Source organism: Kocuria sp. WRN011 (assembly GCF_002295155.1).
Lineage (GTDB): Bacteria > Actinomycetota > Actinomycetes > Actinomycetales > Micrococcaceae > Kocuria > Kocuria carniphila.
Genome location: NZ_NSGI01000006.1, coordinates 21,017 through 36,833, shown reverse-complemented (window position 1 = coordinate 36,833; position 15,817 = coordinate 21,017). Strand labels below are relative to the sequence as shown.

The window sequence follows — 15,817 nt, the reverse complement described above, 5'->3', positions numbered from 1 at the left end:
GAGGTGCAGTCTAGTCATCGTGGCGGATGGGCATAAAATTACCCGACCGTAGAAGTTTCGACTTTACGGTGCTTACCGGGCGAGCCTGCACCGGACGGCCACCAAGACTTGGGACCGATGTCCAAGGCCAGAGCGGGCACCAGCAGCGAACGCACGATCACGGTGTCCATCAGAACGCCGATGGCCACAATGATGGCCAGTTGCACCAGGAACAGAATGGGGAGCACGGCCAGCGCGGCGAACGTTGCCGCGAGCACCACGCCCGCGGCCGTGATCACGCCGCCGGTCGTCACCAGGCCCACCAGCACGCCCTTGCGGTGACCGATCTGCACCACTTCTTCGCGGACTCGACTCATCAAGAAGATGTTGTAGTCGATGCCCAGTGCCACCAGGAACACGAAGCTGAACAGCGGCACCGTGGGGTCAGCCTGGTTGATGTCGAACAGCTCGAACACGGCCCAGGCGACACCCAGTGCGGACAGGAACGACAGCACGGTGGTGGCCACCAACAGGACGGGCATCAAGATGCTACGCAACAGCACGATCAGGATCAGGAGGATCACTACCAGAATGATGGGGATGATCAGGGCCCGGTCGCGTTCGGCTGCGGAAATGGTGTCCAGCTGGACCGCAGTGGTGCCACCGACCAAGACGTTCGGATCGACCTCGGCCAACTCGCCGCGCAGACGCTCGACGGCGCCCTGGGCCTCGGCGGAGTCGGTGTTGTAGGTCAGCGTGGCCTGGATGAGCACCTGGCCGTTGTCCTCGGTGGGTTCGGCGTTGGCCAGCGGACCGGCCTGCGGGGCCGGGAACGGAATGGTCCCGCTCGGTGAGCCCTTGGCGTTGAAGGCGACCGAAGCGACGTCGTCGTCCGCGTCGAGCCTCTCCGCGACCGCCTCGCCGTGCTCCTCTGAGGCGAGCACGTACGTGGGGTCACCGGCGCCGCCCGGGAAGTGGCGATCGATGATGGCCAGGCCGTCGCGGGCCTCGGACTCGCCCAGGACGAATTCGGATTCGGGTACGCCACCGGCGTCCAGCTGGGACGCGCCGACCGCGGCAATGCCCAGACCGATCGCGCACACGATCCAGACGGTGCGGGACTTGCGGTCCACCAGGCGTGCGACGGCGGGCCACAGGCCCTTCTTGTGCTCGAGGTCATCGGCCTGCTCGTGGGCCTCGGGGACGGTCTCCACCTTGGGAATGCGCGGCCACATGGCCACGCGGCCGAAGATCGCCAACAGGGCCGGCAGCAGGGTCAGGCCGGCGAGGATGGCGAAGACGACGCCGATTGCGGTCACCGGGCCGAGCGCGCGGTTGGATTCAAGTGCCGACAGCAAGAGGCACAACAGGCCGGCGATCACGGTGGTACCGGAAGCCATGACCGCGGGGAACGTGCCCTTCCAGGCGACGCGTGTGGCATGCCAACGGGATTCGGTCTGGTGCAGGGCTTCGCGGAACCGTGCGGTGTACAGCAGGCCGTAGTCGGTGGCCGCGCCGATCACAATGATGGAGAGGATGCCCTGCGTCTGGCCGCTCAGGGTAATGAATTCTTCCTTGGCCAGCCAGTACACGGTGAGGATCGCACCGCACAACGCGGCCATGGAGGTGATCAGGACGAGGAACGGAAGGATCGGTGAGCGGTACACCAGAACCAGGATCACCAGCACCGCGACCAGGGCGACGATCAGAAGCAGACCGTCGATGCCGGCGAACGCGCCGCTGAGGTCCGCCACCAAACCGGCGGGGCCCGTGACGGCCACGTTGAGATCGTCGGAGGTTTCGGCACCGAGTTGGGAGCGGATGTCTTCCACCACCGTTGCGGTGTCCGATTCCGCGTCCACCAGGGCAATGACCTCGACCGCCTGACCGTCCTCCGAAGGGATGGGCGGGGAGACCTGGGTGACCTGGTCGATGTCGGTGAGGCCCTGGGTCGTCTCACCTATGTCGCGCAGTTGAGCGGAGGAAATCTCGCCCTCGGACTCGGCGACGATGATTGCGGGGATGCCCTCGGAATCGCTGAAGTCTCCGATGCGGTCCTGGACCTCGGTGGCCTGCGCGTCAACCGGCAGGAAGTCTGCCTGCGAGTTGGTCACCACGTCAGAGATCTTGCCGAAAGTGGGTCCACCCACACCCATGACACCCAGCCACGCCAGGACCAACACGATGGGAATGACCCATCGAACGGCACCGGGCTTTGAACCGCTGCGTTTCTTGGCGTGTGAGGACCGGGTATCAGTGGAGGGCATTATTCACCTGTCATCTGATGCCACGGGGCACCCCAGCTCAGGGGAGATCGGGCGCCCGGCGCCGTGAACGTACGCGCCACGTATGCGGCGTCCGCCTTGCAGTCTAATTGCTCACCAGGCTGATCACCCGTGTTGCACAGCCGAAATCAACCTTTCGGTTGATCGGTTCAGCCGAGCTTGTATGTGTACCCGACGGGTCTAGCTGCTCGAGGGCGTGGACAGGGATACGAACCGCTCGTTACTGTTCGATCATCACGAGCAAAGGTGGGTCTTGATGAGGGACGGTACCAAGCCGAACCGCGAACCGGTCTGGCGCTGGATACTGATCTTCGGGACCTACTTTTTCGTATCGGTTTTCCTGGATGACTGGATCGCCGACCAGTTCAAAGCATCCATGCAGGCTCTCGTGGCAATCGGTGGATACTGGTTGTCCAACCTGGCTGTGGGGCTGCTGACCGGCACGGCCTGCTACGTCATCTACTCGGTCCACAGCCGGAAACTCGCTGATCAGTTGGTGAACGGGGATCCTGAGCCTCTGCCGGACCATCTCGATTATGTGACCCAGGCTCAGCCCGGTCTCTGGTTCAGCTGGTTCACCGGCCTGCTCTTCTGGGCGGTCGGGCTGGTCATGTTGTTCCACTGGTACCCGGCGGCGTGGATCTTCGCGCCGATCGTCGGGACCACGATCATCGCCTCGGGGCTGAAAAGCATGAACAACGCCCGCATGATGGACGCTCAGCGGGGAGAGAACCCCGGCAGCGCTAAGGGCCTGCCGGGTTCCTAATCAAAGTCCCGCCGTAATTGGCCCCTCGCTATTAGAGCGCGGACCGGATGTCACAGAACGGCCGTTGGCGGATTCCGCCTCTCTGTCCCTTCAGCAGAACCAGTCGAATTCAATCCTGATTCTCCTCGCGCTCCGCCATTTTCCGGCGCGTATATTCGCGACGGGTGTAGGTGGCTTCGCGGATATCGCTTTCTTTGTCGAAATTGGACCCCATCGCTCCGCCCATCGTGCCCAGTGCGGAGGCGAGCCAGGCAATATCCAGATAATCCAAGAGGTTCACCGGGTGACCAATGTCGCCCGCCAAGTACTCAGCATCGACCACTGCCAGGGTCACGGCAAACAGGATGGCCCACAAAACCAGGTACATCGAGGCCACGCCGATACCCACGGTGAGGACTGTTGCCGCGTTGTCCATGCCGCTGCGTATTCGCCCACCCGCCGGCTCTGAAGAGACCCATAGTCCGTTGTGAACGATGAGCCAGGTGGCGAACGCGGCCACCACGAACACGCTGATTGCAGCCATCCGAGGGGTGGTGAGCGCATCCGACATATTCCAGATGGACGCGTAGAAAATGCCGAAGCCACCGGTGGCCACGGCGGTCGCCACCGAACTGGACAGGGCCGGCAGCAATCGCATGGGCCGATTACTTCGAACCATGCCCGCCAGAAGACGAGGACGGCTGAAAGCGCCTCGGAGGATGATTTCGTAGTTCTCCTCATCCCCTTCTCGCTGAACCTTCTGCCGGTTCCGACGGCTGAATCCGCGGGGATAGCCCGTGGTGTATTTGCCCGGCGACTCCTCCGCCATGGCAATGACCAGTTCAGTGAGCACCCTGCGCGCCCTGGATTTCACGTGCACCGCTCCCAGGGCAGGGAGGGAAAGCAACGTGGCATTGCCGGTGACATCGACCTCACACACCAGTGAGTTGTTGTCCAAGGAACGCGGAAGGTCGGTCAGATAGACCATGTAGTCCCAACCGTGGGCATCTCTGAGACCTGGCGCCCGATCGAGCAAGTGGATTTCGTTCTGCTCGGTCAACGGCAAGGTATCCCGGCTGACTTCCACCGACCACTCAACGGAATCCGCCTGCGTCAGCTGGTTCAGATCCCGATTCACCAGTGAGACAACTGACCGAGCAACTGCTTCAGGGAGGCCTGGGTCGGCCATGAGACCAACCGTCAATGTTTTCTGAGGCACTCATTAAGTATGGGACATGCAAAAGCGTGAGGGCGACCACCGTAAGTCAAAGGACGCTGAGATGGTCAGCGACCTGGCTATTCAGACTCGGCTGTAACTTAATACCCGGGACACCGGCGCTCCCAGAGCAAGAAAAATCCCCGTTCGACCTAGTCGAACGGGGATTCTCATCCTGTGCGCGAGGGGGGACTTGAACCCCCACCCTCTAATACGAGGACTAGCACCTCAAGCTAGCGCGTCTGCCTATTCCGCCACCCGCGCAAGTGTCACGACTACGAATCGAGGACTCGAAAGACCTCACGTGGCCGTTGGCAACGAGAAGTAACTTACCACAGATGATAGCCAGACTCGAAAACATCGCAGGCCCCCGGAAAGCAGTGTGCCGCCCGCCCGTTTTCACGGACAGGCGGCACAGCTGCAGCACAGGTAATTTACTTGCCGGCCTGGGCCAGGAAATCCTCGGCGCCACCCACGAGTTCCACGTGGCCGGTCTCGACGTCTGCGGAGACCATCTTGGCGATCTCCTGAGCAAACTCGTTGACCGAGTAGAGCTTGCCGGCGGATTCACGGCGCTGCTCGAGCGCACCCGGGCGGGCACGGTTGAGCAGCGTGGCGGTCACGGTGCCTTCGATCATGTCCGCGGAGACGACCACGAAGCTCACACCCTGCTCGGCCATTTCGGGCACTCGAGCGGTCAGTGTGTCCTCGCCGGCACGCTTGGACTTGGCCACGGCCTCGTACTCGGGCATGGTTTCCACGTCATTGATGAAGTGCGCCTGGTGGCTGGTCACGAACACCACGCGGCCGCCCTCGGGCAGAACTTTGAGTCCCTCGGTCAGGGCATCGTTTTGAGCGTCCCGGTTCAGGCGCAGCGCGTAATCCTCGCCCATGTCGGATTCCATGCCGCCGGAGGCGTTGAGGATCAGGATGTCCACGCCGCCGAACTCGTCCACACCGGCCTGCAACAGGCCACGCAACGACTCCACATCGGTCATATCGGCCTGGACCGCAATGGCTTTGCCGCCGGCCTCGGTGATTTCCTTGACCACCTTGTTGGCGCGGGGGGCCTTCTGCCGATAGTTGACGACGACGTTCGCACCCTCCCCTGCCAGAATCTTGGCGGTGTCTGCGCCCACCCCTCGCGAGGACCCCGTAATAACTACGGTTTTGCCTGCCACTGAGCTCATGCGGTTCTCCTTTGTCACGCTGCGCTGTTGAACACTGTCTTGGGAGTCAGTGTCCCATGACCAAGCCGCCGTCCACAGGGATGACAGCGCCGGAAATGTAGGCGGCGTCGTCGGAGGCAATCCAACGAACGGCCTTGGCGATCTCCTCGGGCTTACCGAAGCGGCTGGCCGGGATCATGGACAGATACTCGGCCTTGACCTCATCACTCAGGGCGTCGGTCATGGCGGTGTCGATGTAACCGGGGGCCACCACGTTGGCGGTCACCCCGCGGGCACCGAGCTCACGAGTGATGGCGCGAGCCATGCCCACCATTCCGGCCTTGGAGGATGCGTAGTTGACCTGGCCCGGCGCACCGGTGAAACCGACCACGGAAGAGATCAGGACAATGCGGCCCTTCTTCAGGCGCATGAAGCCCTTGGTGGCGCGCTGCACCACGCGGAACGCGCCGGTGAGGTTCGTGTCGATGACATCCTGGAAGTCTGCTTCCTTCATGCGCAGCAGCAGTGTGTCCTTGGTGACACCTGCGTTGGCCACCAGCACCTCCACGGTGCCGTACTTCTCTTCGATCTGCTTGAACGCGGTGTCCACGGATGCGGAATCGGTGACGTCCGCCTGGACGGTGAAAGCGCCGTCGGGCCCGTCATCACCGGAACGGGAGGTGACCACCACGTTGTCGCCCGCGGCCACGAACGCCTCGGCAATGGCGCGACCGATACCTCGGTTACCTCCCGTGACCAGAACGGTGCGGGCGCCTTCGGTGTTGGGCTGATCAGCCATGGTGAACCTTTCATCGACAGGACGGCGCGGCATGGGCAACGCCGGATAACAATCTAATAACGAACTGACAAGCCATCCTAGCCGGACACCCACAGATCTCGGCCCAGCCACTTGGGGAGTTAGTACAACGGTGAGACAATTAACGGAAGCGCCCAGCGCGCTCCCCGGAACCCGTGGCACCATGTTGCGTCTGGGATTTCCGGCCACTGACTTCCAAGGATCTGTTCACATGTCACGCACGCACACGCATACGCGAGACACCACCGGAGTTCACTCGATTACTTCGGCGGCGGGCCCCCACACGCAGGACATGTCCCACCGCATGAAGGTGTATGCCCTGCAACAGGGTTTGCGGATCGTGTGCATTATTGGCGTGGTGGTGATCGACATCCTGTGGGTGCGCATCCTGCTGTGCATCGGTGCGGCTGTGCTCCCTTGGATCGCCGTGATGATGGCCAACCGCGGTGCAGACCGGTCCGAACGCACCAGCACGTATTACCGCCCGCCCCAGCGCACCGAACTACCGACCACCGCCGAGACGCAGGCTAAGCCCGAGAACCCGGAAACCGTGGTGGTGGACGGCGAATATCGCACGCATGAGCCGCCCAAGGCCATCACGTATAAACGAATGGGCACATCACGCAATTAAGCCCCGGCCACCGTCCGAGCACCGAACGTCAGTCACACCAAGGAGTAATGGCACCGTGGAATTTGATCTGCTGGGTTCCCTGAGTCCCAACGGGGGCTCCCCGAAACCGGCCCAGGACTCCGCGGAACACCCCGAAGTTCCCCAGTGCTCCCGCCGCGGCTGTGGCCGCGACGCCCGATGGCAACTGCTCTGGAACAACCCCAAGGTGCACACGCCCGACCGCCGTAAAGTGTGGCTCGCCTGCGACGACCACCGTGAATATCTCAGTGATTTCCTGACCCAGCGGGGCTTTCTCAAGGTCATTGAGCCCTTCAACGGCGGGGAGGATCAGGCCTGATGCGCAAGTACTCCTTCCTCTTCTCCGGCACGTGGATCGGCTGGTTCATGATGTGCGTGGTGGCCGCCATCGTGTGCGCGTTTCTGGCGCAGTGGCAGATGTCCCGCAACGATTATCTGGTGGTTGAGAACGACAAGATCGAGAACAACTACGACGCCCCCGCGCTCAGTCCCGCCGAGGGCCTCCCCCTGTTCGACGACTATGACGACACGCAGACCTGGCAGCCTGTGACCTTGGAGGGCCAGTACCTCCCCCAGGACACCACGCTCGTTCGCAACCGCCCGCAGGACGGTCGCGTGGGGTATGAGGTACTCGTTCCCTTCCGCGCAGACGATGGTCGCACGGTGGTCATCAACCGCGGGTGGATCCCCACCGGCGACGGCGCCAACGGCCTCCCCGGAGTGGTGCCCCAGCCACCGTCGGGCGAGGTGACCGCCACGGTGCGGTTGCGCCCGGGTGAAGACGCCGTGGACCGTGGCGCACCCGAGGGGCAGATCGCGTCGATCGACCTCGAACAGTTCAATGAGCGGCTGGACTACCCGATAGCCACCGGTGGTTACGGCCTCCTCGCATCGGAGGATCCGCCTGCGGCCGAGCGCCCAGCGGCACCGGCCAAGCCCGAGATCAACTACGGCCCGCACCTCTCGTACTCACTGCAGTGGTACGCGTTCGCGTTCCTGGTGTTCGTGGCGTTCGGTTACGCCGCCCGCCAGCACGTGCGCAACGAGGAATGGGACCGCGCCTATTCTGCCGAGGTCGAACGCAAGCTCGCGCAGTACTACGACGCCGAGGGCAACTACACCGGTGACGTGGACGAAGAACTGATCATCCGCGAACTCCAGATGGCCGACGACATGCCGGCGCACCTCAAGTCCCTGTACCGGCCCAAGAAGAACCGCCGGACCAACGCCGTGACCAACGAAGACGAAGAGGACGCCCTGTTGGACGCCCTCGAGTCCCAGCGACGGAACTGACCTGACGCCCTAGGCCAGCGAGATCAGGTCCTGGTACTCCTGGCTCCACAGGTCTTCGATGCCGTCCGGCAGCATGACCACACGCTCGGGCTCAAGTGCTTCCACCGCGCCCTCATCGTGAGACACCAGAACAACGGCGCCCTCGTAGTTGTGCAGCGCGTTGAGGATCTCGCGGCGCGAGGCCGGGTCGAGGTTGTTAGTGGGCTCGTCGAGCAGCAGCACGTTCGCCGACGACGCCACCAGAGTTGCCAACGCCAGTCGCGTCTTCTCGCCACCGGAGAGCACGCCGGCGGGCTTGTCCACGTCGTCGCCCTGGAACAAGAACGAACCCAGAATGGTGCGCACCTGGGTGTCCTGGAGCTCCGGTGCCGCGGTCTTCATGTTTTCCAACACGGTGCGGCTGGTGTCCAGGGTGTCGTGCTCCTGGGCGAAGTAACCCAGCTTGAGGCCGTGGCCGGCAATGACCTCGCCGGTGTCCGGTTCGGCCTGACCGGCGAGCATGCGCAGCAGCGTGGTCTTGCCGGCACCGTTGAGTCCGAGCACCACCACGCGTGAACCGCGGTCGATGGCCAGATCCACGTCCGTGAAGATCTCCAGCGAGCCGTAGGACTTGGACAGCCCCTCCGCGGTGAGCGGGGTCTTGCCGCAGTCGGCGGGCTTGGGGAAGCGGATCGCGGCAACCTTGTCCTGTTGGCGCTCGCCTTCGAGACCGGCCATGAGGCGCTCGGCACGGCGAATCATCTGCTGAGCCGCCACGGCCTTGGTGGCCTTGGCGCGCATCTTATTGGCCTGGTCCATGAGGGCCCCGGCCTTCTTCTCCGCGTTCTGGCGTTCGCGCTTGCGGCGGGCCTCATCCTGCTCGCGCTGCTGCAGGTAGTTCTTCCACGACATGTTGTACACGTCGATCACGCAGCGGTTGGCGTCCAGGTACAGCACCTTGTTGACCACCATGTTCATGAGCTCCACGTCGTGGGAAATCATGAGCACGCCGCCCTGGTAGTTCTTGAGGAAGTCGCGCAGCCACACGATGGAGTCGTGATCCAAGTGGTTGGTGGGCTCGTCCAGGAGCATGATGTCCGCGTCCGAGAACAGGATGCGCGCCAGCTCCACACGGCGGCGCTGACCACCGGACAGCGTGTGCAGCGGTTGTCCGAGCACTCGCTCGGGAAGGTTCAAGTTGCTCGTGATGGTGGCCGCCTCGGACTCGGCAGCGTAACCGCCACCGGCGAGGAACTCGGCCTCGAGCCGATCGTAACGGCGCATGGCCTTGGAGCGCACGGCGTCGTCCTCGGAGGCCATGTCCTGCTCGGTCTGACGCAATTTGGACACCACGCCGGCCAGGTTTCGAGCGGAAAAAATACGATCACGGGCCAGCTGGTCCATGTCATCGACCTTGGGGTCCTGGGGCAGGTAGCCGATGGTGCCCGAACGGCTCACATCACCGGCGGCCGGTAGGGCCTGGCCCGCGAGGACCTTGGTCATGGTGGTCTTGCCCGCTCCGTTACGGCCCACCAGGCCGACCTTGTCCCCGCGATCCACCCGGAAATTCACTTCGTCCATGAGCAAGCGAGCCCCGGCGCGCAATTCGAGGTTTGTAACGGTGATCAAGAGGGAGTGGCCTTTCCAAAGACAAGAGGGGGCAAACGAGATGCCCCGAACCTGCGGGGCACCGACCCAGTCTAGCGGCGGTAGCCCGCAGGCTGAACTAGACTCCGTGAACATGAGCAAAACCACAGGTACCCCCCGGAAAATCAACTCCTTCGACCTGGCTAACATCGCAGTTTTCGCCGCGCTGACCAGTGTTCTGGCGTTGGCCCCGGCCATCCCCGTGGGCGCTCTCGGGGTACCCATCACGTTGCAGACCCTCGCCGTGTTCCTGACCGGCATGATCCTGGGTGGCTGGCGCGCTTTCCTGGCCATCGTGCTGTACGTGGTGGTTGGCCTGCTGGGTGTTCCGATCTTCGCCGGTTTCGTGGGCGGGCCGGGTGTGCTGGCCGGTCCCTCGGTCGGTTATCTGCTCTCGTTCCCGTTGGCCGCCGCCCTGGTCGGCTTCTTGGCGCACCGTTCCGTTCGTGAGGAACGCGTACGACGCCGCTCCGGCTCCACTTCCGCCACGCCCGACAAGCGCCGCGGGCTGGGTATCAAACTGTTCCTGGCCGGTGTGGCCGGACTGATCCTGTCCCACGTGCTGGGTGTCATCGGCATGATGCTGGTGGGTGGCCTGAGTTTGAACGCCGCGGTGATCGCTGACTTGGCGTTCATTCCCGGTGATCTGATTAAAGCTGCCGCCGCCGCGCTGATTGCCGTGGCCGTGCATCGTGCCTTCCCGCGCATGGCCGGGGCCGTTCTCTAATACATGACTCGCAAGTCAGGATCGTCTCGCTACGACCCCCTGGTGCCCGAAGCATCCCCGGGGTCGCTCTACTGCGCCAACGTGACCCTCACCGTGGACTCCCCCACGGGACCGTTCACTGTGCTCGACCGTGTCAGTTGTGAGTTCAGGGAACCGCGCACCGCGGTGATCGGTCTCAACGGCTCCGGTAAATCCACCCTGCTGCGGCTGTTCAACGCACTGGTGGTGCCGCAATCCGGGGTGGTTCGGGTCAACAGCATCGACCCCGTGGCATTCCCCCGGGAGGCGCGTGCGGCGGTGGGTTTTGTGTTCACGGATCCGGCGTCACAGATCCTCATGCCCACTCCCATCGAGGACATTGAGCTGTCGTTGCGCCGCCACGTGCCCGATCGCCAGGAACGGACCGAGAGGGCTCGCGAGTGGTTGGTCCGGATGGGGCTGGAGCACCGTGCTCACCACAGTGTGTTTGATCTCTCCGGGGGTGAGCGGCAGCTCGTCGCGCTCTCAGCGGTGCTGGCCGCCGAACCCCAAGTGTTGATCCTGGATGAACCCACCACACTGCTGGACCTGCGGAATCAGCTCAAACTCATCGATCTGCTCGACAACCTGGGGCAACAGCAGCTGATCAGCACCCATGACCTGGATCTGGCCTCAACTGCACAACACGTAGCCGTGGTGCACGAGAGCCGGATCATTGCTCAGGGGCCGCCGGCCGAGATGATTCCCCAGTACAAGAACTGGTGCGCCAACGGCTTCGCGGATTGGCAATCTTTATGAGACGAAAGGTGCGTCGCGACGACCTCCTGGGAACCTACGTCCCCGGGCGCTCCCTGTTGCATCGCTGCCCCCTGGCCCTGAAGGCCGTGCTGATCCTGGGGCTGTGTATCACGGTGATGCTGATCCGTGACTGGCAGTTCTCGCTCGCGGTTTTGGCGCTCACCGGGCTTGCGTCCGTGGTGAGCGGGCTGGGACTGCACCGCTGGGCGGCGTCGTTGCGTCCGCTGCTGTTCCTGGTGATTCTGCTGGGCGGTTACCACCTGATTTTCAACGGGCCGGCTCGGGCGGCGTCCATCGTGCTGTCTTTACTCGCGGTCGTCAGTCTCTCGCGATTACTCATCAGCACCACGCCGCTCCCCCGACTCATCGACGGCCTGGTGTGGCTGTGCACCCCGCTGTCGTGGTTCGGGGTCAACACCGAGCGCATCGGTTTGGCGGTATCACTCATGATCCGCTCGGTCCCCTGGCTGTTCGGTTGCCTGGGCGAACTGCGCGACGCCGCCACCGCCCGCACCATCCGGGCCAACCCCGTCCGCCTGGTCACCCCCGCAACCATTGCGACCGTGAACTACGCGCATCAGACCGGTGAGGCGCTCGCGGCCCGCGGGTTGGATTAACCCGAGGAGCGCGCGGCGCACCATTTCATCCGGTGCTCTCACCAATATCAAGCCCATTTTCGTCAGAACACCGGACCACATGGTTCTAGACGCGGGTGGTCGCCTCGTTGTCTCGCCCATGCTCGGAACCGTGACCGAGCGGCGTCGTAAATTTCCAACGCGCGACACGACCGGAAACGCACGACTGCGACTTATGCTTCCCTCATGAGTTTCAATGACAACTCGCGACTCGATACGTCGCAGGTAGGGTCCGGCGGCGGGCGCGGTGGCCGTGGCGTGGCGGTCGGTGGTGGACTGGGCGGCATCATCCTGCTGGTCGTGGCGGGTTTGCTGTTCGGCCAGGACGGCATCGACATGGTGACCGGTGGTGGCCAGCAGCAACAGCAGCAGGGCTCGATCACCAGCGTGGAGGAACAGGACCGGGAGCTGGCCGAACGCTGCCAGACCGGTGCGGACGCCGATCGCTACGACGACTGCCGTCAGATCGCCACCGTCAATTCCCTCAACGAATTCTGGGGCTCCTACTACCCCGAGGCCACCGGGGAGCGTTACCAGCGCCCCGGCGTGATGCTCTACGAAGGTGTGGAGCAGTCCGGTTGCGGCCAGGCATCGGCTGCTGTGGGTCCCTTCTACTGCCCGGCCGATACCTCCGTGTACCTGGACGTGGGATTCTTCGACCAGATGCGTGAGAGCTTTGGCGCAAGTGCCAATGCCCTGGCGCAGGAGTACGTGATGGCGCACGAGGTCGGCCACCATATCCAGAACCTGCAGGGCAACCTGGGTATCGCCCAGCAGGACCCGCAAGGTGCAGACTCCGGAGCCGTGCGCGTAGAACTGCAGGCCGACTGCTACGCCGGCATGTGGGCCCACCACGCATCCCAACCCGGTGGCAGCGTGAGCTTGGAACCCATCACCAAGGAACAGCTGGCCGACGCGCTCAACGCTGCAGAGGCCATCGGCGACGACCGGATCCAGGAGACCACCCAGGGGCGCGCCAACCCCGAGTCCTTCACCCACGGCTCCTCCGCGCAGCGCCAGGCGTGGTTCCTGACCGGCTACCAAACCGGTGACATCAAGCAGTGCGACACCTTCCGCGCCCGCAACCTGGACCGCCCGGCGGGGTTGCAGAGCTAGTCGTTGCGATCCTCACGTGCGGCCGGTCTCATGAGCCCACATCGCGAGTTCGACCCGATTACGTGCGTCAGGCTTGCGCATGAGGCTGGCCAAATGGGTCTTCACGGTGCTGGGACTGATGTGGAGCTCGTCCGCGATCTCGCTGTTGGTTCGGCCGTGCGCCACCGTGAGGAGCACTTGCTCCTCACGCGAGGTGAGCGGCTCTATCGGTTGCGCGGGCGACTCCTGATGCGACCGTGCAAACGTGGCGAGGAGGCGGACCGTGACGCTCGGAGCAATCAGAGCATCACCGTCTGCTGCCGCGTGAATCGCCTGGGACAGCAGCACGGGACCTGCATCCTTGAGTAGGAACCCTCGAGCACCGGCCCTCAACGCGCCATGGACGTACTCGTCCAGGTCGAAAGTGGTGATCACGACAATCGGCAGGGGGTCGGCGACCTCCGGTCCGGCGAGCTGGCGCGTGGCTTCGATTCCGTCCATGAGTGGCATGCGGATGTCGAACAGGCACACGTCCGGGCGCAGCTCACGCGCTAGACGAACCGCCTGTCGCCCATCGCTGGCTGCGCCCACGACCTCGATGTCCGGCTGGGCGTTGAGCAGCATGGTCAGGCCGGTGCGCACGATGTCCTGATCGTCGGCAATGAGTACCCGAATGGTCATGGGGAAACACCCTTCTTGGGCAGCGTCGCTTCGACTCGCCAGCCACCGCTCGCGTTGGGGCCGGCGTCGAACGTGCCACCCAGCAGCTTGACGCGTTCGCGCATGCCGACCAGGCCGTAACCGGATGGGTTGCCGCCGACCGTGCCCAGAGCGCCGTCGTTATCTACCGTTAACTGCACATGCTCGGCGTCGCCGACGACGCGCACGGCCACCCGCGTCGCATAGCGTGCGTGCCGTCTCGCGTTCGTGACGGACTCCTCGGTCAAGCGGTAAAGCGCCGCCCCGACCGCCGGGCTGAGATCGTCGAGATCACCGGACAGCTCGATGTCGATCTGTGGCCCTCCGTCAGTTTCACCCGTGAGCTGCCCCAGGTCCGCCACGCCCCGGCGTGGCGCCAAGTCCGCGCCCTCAGTGGTGCGCAGGACACCGACCATGCTGCGCAACTCGGTCAGGGTTCGCGAGGCGGCCTCTTCGATGACGGTAAGGACCTCGGTGGCACGCTCGGGGTGGGACGTGGCGACGGCCCGGCCGGCCTGGGCTTGGATGACGATCCCGGAGACGTGGTGGGCGACCGTGTCGTGGAGATCCCGCGCCAGCTGTTCGCGCTCCCGAGCTTTGGCCTGGTCGATGTCCCGGGCACGCGTATACGCGTAGTAGCGAATGGCAGCGCCCAGGGCTGCGGCGAACAGGAAGAAGGCGAAGGCAGCCACCGCATCCGGCGTACTGGTCGCGTCAGCGACCCTGGTGATACCCAACCAGACCAGGATGACCCCCAGTCCGATCGTCGCCTCGCGGCCGGATCCCCAGCGGAACAACGCGTAGGCCAAGACGAGCACGCCCGAGATGCTCCCCGGCAGATAGGCCGCCTCGCCGGTGAGGATCCTCGCGACGTCGAAGGCGATCAGCGTTCCGAAAGAAATAGCAACTGTCGCCAGTGGGTGAGTGCGGCGCCACCACAGGGGCGTGAGGATTACGAACATGGCGGGGAGCACCAGCGGGAGCGGGAGAAGGTCCTGGCGGAGCACCACCTCCACCACAGTCCACGCGACGAACACCGCGAAGAGTGCCCAGTCCCGCCACACCCTCTGAGGAGGGTTCGCCTGTCGAGGCTCGGCCCACAACGCGTGCAGCGCCTTGGTCACCATTCATCCAGTCTAGAGACAACGCGGCAGGGGCGGATCGGCCGAAAGTACGAGGGCCTCGCCGTGCCATCGGCCGGGCCAACTCCGACCTCCGGGCCGATGTGCCCGCCGACGGACTCAGCGACTCTGGAACTACCGATCCACACCACCACAACGGAGCCCGTCATGAGAACACATCACCCCACCACCGCCTTGGACGAGCAGCGCGTCCCGGTCAGATTCAAGCTCGCTGCAGCGTGGACCAGCTTCATGTTCCTGTACGTCTACGTGGACATTCTCGCGTTCTACAAGCCCGGAGTGGTCACTGACATCCTGGCGGGCACCGTCTGGCGACTCGACATCACCCAGACCTGGGCCATCACGGCGCTGTCTCTCTTGGCGATCCCGATCTTGATGGTCGTCCTGTCGACAATCCTGCCCGCCCGGGCCAGTCGCATCGCCAACTTGATTGCCGCCTCGGTACAAATCCCCTTCGCCGCTTTCAACGCGGTGGGCGAGTTCGGCGGGTCCTGGATGTACTTCTACAGCCTTGGAGTCGCACTGGAAGTCATCCTTCTCATCCTCGTCCTGCGGTACGCCTGGACCTGGCCCCGCACCAGGCCGGCGGTGACCCAAGCAACCACCTCGACTCTGTCGGCCAGTCCGGACCGCGACGTCGTTCGCGCCTAGTAGCAAGCGTGAGCGCGAGAACAGCCCGTCCAGTTCGAAACCGACATTCACTACGACGTCGCACGGGGGCCTCCCAGGGCCCCCGTCGGCATGTCGGTCCGGCCAAACCGGACGACTGTTTTGTCGGATCCGCCAATGCAACAAATCCAATGTGAGGGAAATGCAGTGGAGCAGTCTCAGGGGAGGCAAACGTCGAATCCTCGCCGAATCTGTGCAGGTTCCTCACCTCACGCTTCGCAGCTACGTTTTCCTCCCCTGAGACTCCGCACTCCAAGGCCTCTGCTCAAGCCTCACTCTGTCAGCCCTGAATCC

The 15,817-nt window shown here is 63.9% G+C and carries 16 protein-coding genes and 1 tRNA gene; 9 read left to right on the top strand and 8 right to left on the bottom strand.

Features of this window, described 5'->3' with window-relative positions:
* Nucleotides 1-38 precede the first annotated feature (38 nt).
* Nucleotides 39-2,246, bottom strand: coding sequence for an MMPL family transporter (locus tag CKW39_RS09450; RefSeq protein ID WP_095797894.1), 2,208 nt, complete (start codon nucleotides 2,244-2,246; stop codon nucleotides 39-41).
* A gap of 274 nt (nucleotides 2,247-2,520) precedes the next feature.
* On the opposite strand from CKW39_RS09450, the gene CKW39_RS09445 reads away from it, so the two are divergent.
* Nucleotides 2,521-3,030 carry a hypothetical protein gene (locus tag CKW39_RS09445; protein ID WP_095797893.1) on the top strand — a complete coding sequence of 170 codons (510 nt, stop codon included), beginning with the start codon at nucleotides 2,521-2,523 and terminating at the stop codon, nucleotides 3,028-3,030.
* Between the two features lie 109 nt (nucleotides 3,031-3,139).
* Here CKW39_RS09445 and CKW39_RS09440 read toward each other — a convergent pair whose 3' ends face one another.
* From CKW39_RS09440 to CKW39_RS09425, 4 genes are all read right to left on the bottom strand, one after another.
* Nucleotides 3,140-4,228 (bottom strand): hypothetical protein, encoded by a 1,089-nt coding sequence (locus CKW39_RS09440; RefSeq protein WP_143469971.1) that lies wholly within the window; start codon nucleotides 4,226-4,228, stop codon nucleotides 3,140-3,142.
* Between the two features lie 175 nt (nucleotides 4,229-4,403).
* Nucleotides 4,404-4,489 (bottom strand) — tRNA-Leu (locus CKW39_RS09435).
* Between the two features lie 170 nt (nucleotides 4,490-4,659).
* Complete coding sequence (locus tag CKW39_RS09430) at nucleotides 4,660-5,415, bottom strand: SDR family oxidoreductase (RefSeq protein ID WP_095797891.1); 756 nt, start codon at nucleotides 5,413-5,415, stop codon at nucleotides 4,660-4,662.
* A gap of 46 nt (nucleotides 5,416-5,461) precedes the next feature.
* Nucleotides 5,462-6,193: a beta-ketoacyl-ACP reductase gene (locus CKW39_RS09425; protein ID WP_095797890.1), complete on the bottom strand. Its 732-nt coding sequence runs from the start codon at nucleotides 6,191-6,193 to the stop codon at nucleotides 5,462-5,464.
* A 229-nt stretch (nucleotides 6,194-6,422) separates the two neighbouring features.
* On the opposite strand from CKW39_RS09425, the gene CKW39_RS09420 reads away from it, so the two are divergent.
* Genes CKW39_RS09420 through CKW39_RS09410 form a run of 3 tightly spaced genes read left to right on the top strand, consistent with a single transcriptional unit; the run spans nucleotide 6,423 to nucleotide 8,153 of the window.
* On the top strand, nucleotides 6,423-6,842 hold the full coding sequence (locus tag CKW39_RS09420) for a DUF3099 domain-containing protein (RefSeq protein WP_016998127.1): 420 nt from the start codon (nucleotides 6,423-6,425) through the stop codon (nucleotides 6,840-6,842).
* Nucleotides 6,843-6,897: 55 nt separating this feature from the next.
* Nucleotides 6,898-7,179 carry a hypothetical protein gene (locus CKW39_RS09415; RefSeq protein ID WP_095797889.1) on the top strand — a complete coding sequence of 94 codons (282 nt, stop codon included), beginning with the start codon at nucleotides 6,898-6,900 and terminating at the stop codon, nucleotides 7,177-7,179.
* Entirely contained in the window at nucleotides 7,179-8,153 is a 975-nt protein-coding gene (locus CKW39_RS09410) for an SURF1 family protein (protein WP_095797888.1), read from the top strand. Before CKW39_RS09415 ends, CKW39_RS09410 begins: the two co-directional genes overlap by 1 nt.
* A gap of 9 nt (nucleotides 8,154-8,162) precedes the next feature.
* Here the strand turns inward: CKW39_RS09410 and CKW39_RS09405 are convergent, their stop codons facing one another.
* Nucleotides 8,163-9,761: an ABC-F family ATP-binding cassette domain-containing protein gene (locus CKW39_RS09405; protein ID WP_095797887.1), complete on the bottom strand. Its 1,599-nt coding sequence runs from the start codon at nucleotides 9,759-9,761 to the stop codon at nucleotides 8,163-8,165.
* Nucleotides 9,762-9,873: 112 nt separating this feature from the next.
* Between CKW39_RS09405 and CKW39_RS09400 the strand changes: the two genes are divergently transcribed.
* From CKW39_RS09400 to CKW39_RS09385, 4 genes are all read left to right on the top strand, one after another.
* Nucleotides 9,874-10,506, top strand: a complete 633-nt coding sequence (locus CKW39_RS09400) for a biotin transporter BioY (protein ID WP_095798093.1) — start codon at nucleotides 9,874-9,876, stop codon at nucleotides 10,504-10,506.
* A 3-nt stretch (nucleotides 10,507-10,509) separates the two neighbouring features.
* Nucleotides 10,510-11,283: an energy-coupling factor ABC transporter ATP-binding protein gene (locus tag CKW39_RS09395; protein ID WP_095797886.1), complete on the top strand. Its 774-nt coding sequence runs from the start codon at nucleotides 10,510-10,512 to the stop codon at nucleotides 11,281-11,283.
* The gene (locus tag CKW39_RS09390; protein WP_095797885.1) at nucleotides 11,280-11,900 is read left to right on the top strand and encodes an energy-coupling factor transporter transmembrane protein EcfT; all 621 of its coding nucleotides are present in this window, start codon (nucleotides 11,280-11,282) and stop codon (nucleotides 11,898-11,900) included. Before CKW39_RS09395 ends, CKW39_RS09390 begins: the two co-directional genes overlap by 4 nt.
* Nucleotides 11,901-12,104: 204 nt before the next feature.
* Nucleotides 12,105-13,034 (top strand): neutral zinc metallopeptidase, encoded by a 930-nt coding sequence (locus tag CKW39_RS09385; protein WP_095797884.1) that lies wholly within the window; start codon nucleotides 12,105-12,107, stop codon nucleotides 13,032-13,034.
* Nucleotides 13,035-13,046: 12 nt separating this feature from the next.
* Here the strand turns inward: CKW39_RS09385 and CKW39_RS09380 are convergent, their stop codons facing one another.
* The gene (locus tag CKW39_RS09380) at nucleotides 13,047-13,694 is read right to left on the bottom strand and encodes a response regulator transcription factor (RefSeq protein ID WP_095797883.1); all 648 of its coding nucleotides are present in this window, start codon (nucleotides 13,692-13,694) and stop codon (nucleotides 13,047-13,049) included.
* Nucleotides 13,691-14,839: a sensor histidine kinase gene (locus CKW39_RS09375; RefSeq protein WP_095797882.1), complete on the bottom strand. Its 1,149-nt coding sequence runs from the start codon at nucleotides 14,837-14,839 to the stop codon at nucleotides 13,691-13,693. Before CKW39_RS09375 ends, CKW39_RS09380 begins: the two co-directional genes overlap by 4 nt.
* A gap of 162 nt (nucleotides 14,840-15,001) precedes the next feature.
* On the opposite strand from CKW39_RS09375, the gene CKW39_RS09370 reads away from it, so the two are divergent.
* Nucleotides 15,002-15,505 (top strand): DUF6326 family protein, encoded by a 504-nt coding sequence (locus CKW39_RS09370; protein ID WP_095797881.1) that lies wholly within the window; start codon nucleotides 15,002-15,004, stop codon nucleotides 15,503-15,505.
* Nucleotides 15,506-15,817 lie beyond the last annotated feature (312 nt).

Bases quoted from the DNA above. Each gene is read 5' to 3' on its own strand.
- CKW39_RS09450 (WP_095797894.1), bottom strand. From the start codon at position 2,246: ATGCCCTCCACTGATACCCGGTCCTCACACGCCAAGAAACGCAGCGGT.
- CKW39_RS09445 (WP_095797893.1), top strand. From the start codon at position 2,521: ATGAGGGACGGTACCAAGCCGAACCGCGAACCGGTCTGGCGCTGGATA.
- CKW39_RS09430 (WP_095797891.1), bottom strand. From the start codon at position 5,415: ATGAGCTCAGTGGCAGGCAAAACCGTAGTTATTACGGGGTCCTCGCGA.
- CKW39_RS09425 (WP_095797890.1), bottom strand. From the start codon at position 6,193: ATGGCTGATCAGCCCAACACCGAAGGCGCCCGCACCGTTCTGGTCACG.
- CKW39_RS09420 (WP_016998127.1), top strand. From the start codon at position 6,423: ATGTCACGCACGCACACGCATACGCGAGACACCACCGGAGTTCACTCG.
- CKW39_RS09410 (WP_095797888.1), top strand. From the start codon at position 7,179: ATGCGCAAGTACTCCTTCCTCTTCTCCGGCACGTGGATCGGCTGGTTC.
- CKW39_RS09400 (WP_095798093.1), top strand. From the start codon at position 9,874: ATGAGCAAAACCACAGGTACCCCCCGGAAAATCAACTCCTTCGACCTG.
- CKW39_RS09395 (WP_095797886.1), top strand. From the start codon at position 10,510: ATGACTCGCAAGTCAGGATCGTCTCGCTACGACCCCCTGGTGCCCGAA.
- CKW39_RS09390 (WP_095797885.1), top strand. From the start codon at position 11,280: ATGAGACGAAAGGTGCGTCGCGACGACCTCCTGGGAACCTACGTCCCC.
- CKW39_RS09385 (WP_095797884.1), top strand. From the start codon at position 12,105: ATGAGTTTCAATGACAACTCGCGACTCGATACGTCGCAGGTAGGGTCC.
- CKW39_RS09380 (WP_095797883.1), bottom strand. From the start codon at position 13,694: ATGACCATTCGGGTACTCATTGCCGACGATCAGGACATCGTGCGCACC.
- CKW39_RS09375 (WP_095797882.1), bottom strand. From the start codon at position 14,839: ATGGTGACCAAGGCGCTGCACGCGTTGTGGGCCGAGCCTCGACAGGCG.
- CKW39_RS09370 (WP_095797881.1), top strand. From the start codon at position 15,002: ATGAGAACACATCACCCCACCACCGCCTTGGACGAGCAGCGCGTCCCG.